Origin of the sequence: Oscillibacter sp. KLE 1728 (genome assembly GCF_934833455.1) — a bacterium.
Taxonomy (GTDB): Bacteria; Bacillota; Clostridia; order Oscillospirales; family Oscillospiraceae; genus Oscillibacter; species Oscillibacter welbionis.
On record NZ_CAKVVF010000105.1, the window covers coordinates 1 to 3,810 of the forward strand.

Below are 3,810 nucleotides of genomic sequence, written 5' to 3' on the forward strand. Positions count from 1 at the left end.
CGCTGGATGTGACGGAGGACCAGGCGGATCTGGTGTTCACGGTCTCTGTGCAGGGCCACGGCAAATACCCCATGGAGCCGGAGCTGGAGGACCCGGCCGTCACGGTGGAAGCGTGCCCCGATGAGGCGTACCGCTGGGCTTTGGAGTATTATGTGAACCAGATTCATGAGATGGACGCCTTTGTGGGGGATCTGATCCAGGAGCTGGAGGCCCGGGATGAGCGGACGGTGCTGGTGCTCTATGGCGATCACCTGCCGGCGCTGGGGCTGGAGGCCGAGAACATGGAGAGCAGCAGCCTCTACCGCACAGAGTACATCATCTGGGACAACTTTGGGCTGGAACAGCAGGACGAGCCCCTGGCGGCCTATCAGCTCTCCGCCACTGTGCTGGGCCGCCTGGGCATCACCACCGGGCTGATGACCGCCTTCCAGCAGACCTGCCGGGAGGAGCCTACATACCGGGCGGACCTGCGGATGCTGCAATATGACGCCCTCTATGGAAAAGGATACTGCTATGAGGGCGAGGCCCGCTACAGACCCACGGAGATGGAGATGGGCATGGTGCCCATCGAGATCACCGGTATGGAGCAGCGGGCGGGGGACTGGTTCATCCTGGGAGAGAATTTTACACCTTACTGTGTGGTGACACAGAATGGGCAGCTGCTGGATACGGAGTATGAGGCCCCCTGGCTGCTGCGGGTGACGGAGGAGCCGAACACCGCGGATTACCGGGATTTGGAGATCAGCGTGGTGGATAAGCACAATGAGGTTTTAAGCAATACGGAATAAAATAAGACCGGGGAGCGGCTTGCAACCGCTCCCCGGTCCGTTTTCCGGGCAATGTCCCCCATGGTCGCGCTTCCCTGCGTCAGTCTGTGGCTGGAGTTGGATGCGCACGGCCCCGGCGGGCCTCTGCAAAAAACAGGACGGCCGCCCACAGGCGGCCGTCCTGGCGGATTCTCCCTGCAATCACTGCCGGGCCTCGGCCCGCAGCTTCAACTGCTCTGCTGTGATGGCGTAGCCCGCCTCTGCATAGGGGAAGGACGGCCGCTCCTCTGGCAGGGAAATGCCCCGCCGGGTACAGATGGCGTCCGCCACAGCCTCCAGCAGCCGGGGGTTCTTTACCAGAACTGGCCCGGTGAGCTCAGAGGCGAACACGTTCTTCCAGTGGAAGCCCTCCGGGCCCTTCTCCGCCTCATTGCCGAAGCCTAGAGAGAGACCGGTGAGCAGCGGCGCCTCCACGCCGCGGATTTGGCCACACTTGTTCATGAAGCCCACCACGGCCTCCGGAAACAGGGCTGTAACGCCGTACACATCCCCTACGATCCGCCGCTTGCCCTGGACCGTGGTGAAAGAGGCCAGACCGATGCCGGGATACGTGTCCCCGTCCCTGTCGGTGACAGAGGCGCCTAAGAGCTCCATAGCTGTGCCGGCGAACAGCATGGCGGTGCCGTCCTCTGCCGCGGCCTTCACCGTCGCGCTATACCGGGCGAAGTCCTCCGCCGCAAACCGCTGGGCCCGCTCCGTGCCGGCTCCCATAAAGAGAAAGTCGGCGCTGGTGATGTCTGCGCCCTCCCCCGGGACGACGGGCTGCACCGTGACGGCGCAGCCCAGGGCCTCCAGATACCGCCGCAGGACGGACACATTGGCATAGCTGCCGTAGAGGCTCATGAGATCCGGATAAAAGTGGATGATCTTCAGTTCCATGTCCTCACGCCTCCTTTACCACCTGGGAGAGAATCTTGTCCCGGTCCGAGAAGCAGGTGACCACGTATACGTTTTCACTGCCGTCCGCCTTCAGCTCCGCCGCCGCGGCGGGGATGTCCGCCTGGACCGTGACCTTTTCCCGGGGAATGTCCGTGAAGGAGAACCGCTCCGCCAGATCGTTGCAATACCGGCCGGAGAGGATGATCCGCTGCACCTGGGGGGCGTTCAGCTGGTCGAAGTCGATGTCCCACAGCCAGCTGGTCTCGCTGGTGAAGTACTTCCGGCTCACCGCGTCCACGATCACCAGGACGGTGCAGGGCTCCTGGGCGGCGCGGATGTAGCGGAGGTTCGTGTCGTAGGCGATGGAGTTCTCATGCTTGCTGGTCAGCAGCATCCCCCGGTGCTCCCCCAGGGTGAATTTCTGCATCCGTCCGTTCTTCAGGATGTAGTTGTTGATGACCCCGGCGGCGGTGTCCGCCGCCACGCCGCACTCCCGGCAGGCGGCATAGGCCGCCAGGATGTTGTAGACGTTGTAGATGCTGCGGAAGGCCAGCTGGATGGTGATGGAGCTGTCGATGGTCAGGGGGCCCCGGCCCAGGTCCAGCGCCGTGGCGGTGTAGTCCGTGGCGGGCTTGTGATGGCCGCATTTCGTGCAGCGGAAAGCGCCGATGTGGTTGTAGTGGACGTAGTCATATTCCATGGGGGCATGGCACACCGGACAGCAGGCCCCGTCGTGGTACACGCCGGTGGGGGACGCGGTGTCGGAGGGGCAGCGGTCCAGGCCGAACCACTTCACCCTGTCCCGTCCCCGGGCAAAGCAGCTGGACAGGGGATCGTCGGCGTTCAGGATCAGCTCCGTCTCCGGATGGAGGGCCGGGAGAATGGCGTCATACACCCACTCCGGATGGCCGTTCCGGGTCAGCTGGTCCCGGTAGAGATTGGTGATGACGAACTCCGTGGGGTGGAAGTACCGGAAGCTCTGGGCTGCGTACCGCTCGTCGGACTCGATCAGCAGCACATCCGCCCGCACCCGGCCCGTGAGAGACGCGTGGGTCAGCACCAGCGTGGTGACGCCCTCGATCTGGTTGGAGCCCTCTTCATTGTAGACCACGGTTTTGCCCCCGGCCCGCAGGATGGCGGCGATCATCTCCACGGTGGAGGTTTTGCCGTTGGAGCCGGTGACGGCGATGATGTGGCTGGGCAGCTGGACCCGGGCGAGGATATCGGGGCAGATCTTCAGGGCGAATTTGCCGGGCATAGAGCTGCCCTTGCCCACCAGCTTGCCCACGGCGCGGCCCAGCTTGCACACCAGGATGGCCAGAAACTTTCTCAAAGCGCCTCCATCTCCTTTTCCTCCGGGAAGTCCCGGAATTCCGCGATGGCGCGCACCGGCGCGCCGTCGGCGTTCTCAAATTTCAGGGGCAGTGCGAAAAGCATCAGGTCGGTGCGCCCCACGACCTTTTTCAGGCACAGGCTCTCCAGGATCACCAGACCGCCGTCCAGCAGAGTTTTGTGGGCCAGGAACTGCTGATCCCGCAGGGTGTCCACGCTGAGGGCGTCGGTCCCCACGCCCTTGAGGCCGCAGGAAACCAGATATTTGGCCGCCTCCTGGTCCGGCACGGGGAAATCGTCGTCATAATAGGCGCCGGTGCCCCACTTCCGCTCCCAGCCGGTGTAGAACAGCACGAAATCCGCCGAGCGGATGGTCCCGTTCTGCTCCCGGAGGTAGTCGGCGGTGATGACGCTCCGGGGCGGCAGGTCCGATACGTCCAGCACCACGGCCCGGCCGCAGAACTGGGAGGCGGGCAGCACCTCCAGCGTGGAGCCCCGGGGAAGCATGTGGGACGGGGCGTCCATGTGGGTACCAGTGTGGGAGGCGATGGTCAACTGGGTCTCCCGGAACCCGTCCCGGGTCAGGGAGCCGGTGGGCTTGATGGAGGGGGCGGCGGAGCCGGGATACATGGGCATCTCCGGCGTGATGGTGTGGGTCAGGTCGATAATCATGGGCGGGAGCTTCCTTTCCTTCCATGCGGCGGGGCATGGTGCTTTTTCTAAGTTCTGGGAGAGCGGGTCACCGCTGGTCCGAGAGGCCCAGCAGGTAGTC

General features: G+C 64.1%; 4 protein-coding genes. 1 reads left to right on the plus strand and 3 read right to left on the minus strand.

The genetic code is table 11. The features are described from left to right. Positions 1–788: sulfatase-like hydrolase/transferase (locus tag QVE23_RS09985; RefSeq protein WP_287968117.1), on the plus strand; the 788-nt coding region annotated here is incomplete at its 5' end. Positions 789–968: 180 nt separating this feature from the next. On the opposite strand, the gene QVE23_RS09990 is transcribed toward QVE23_RS09985, so the two are convergent. The 3 genes from QVE23_RS09990 to QVE23_RS10000 are packed head-to-tail and all read right to left on the minus strand — an operon-like array spanning position 969 to position 3,710. Further along, positions 969–1,706 carry a type 1 glutamine amidotransferase gene (locus QVE23_RS09990; protein ID WP_287968118.1) on the minus strand — a complete coding sequence of 246 codons (738 nt, stop codon included), beginning with the start codon at positions 1,704–1,706 and terminating at the stop codon, positions 969–971. A 4-nt stretch (positions 1,707–1,710) separates the two neighbouring features. Next, positions 1,711–3,039 carry a Mur ligase family protein gene (locus QVE23_RS09995; protein ID WP_287968119.1) on the minus strand — a complete coding sequence of 443 codons (1,329 nt, stop codon included), beginning with the start codon at positions 3,037–3,039 and terminating at the stop codon, positions 1,711–1,713. Beyond that, the gene (locus QVE23_RS10000; RefSeq protein WP_021750808.1) at positions 3,036–3,710 is read right to left on the minus strand and encodes a cyclase family protein; all 675 of its coding nucleotides are present in this window, start codon (positions 3,708–3,710) and stop codon (positions 3,036–3,038) included. The genes QVE23_RS09995 and QVE23_RS10000 overlap by 4 nt, the downstream gene beginning before the upstream one ends. Positions 3,711–3,810 lie beyond the last annotated feature (100 nt).

What these genes read in the sequence shown, in the direction of transcription:
- QVE23_RS09990 (WP_287968118.1), bottom strand. Translation starts at nt 1,706, where the DNA reads ATGGAACTGAAGATCATCCACTTTTATCCGGATCTCATGAGCCTCTAC.
- QVE23_RS10000 (WP_021750808.1), bottom strand. Translation starts at nt 3,710, where the DNA reads ATGATTATCGACCTGACCCACACCATCACGCCGGAGATGCCCATGTAT.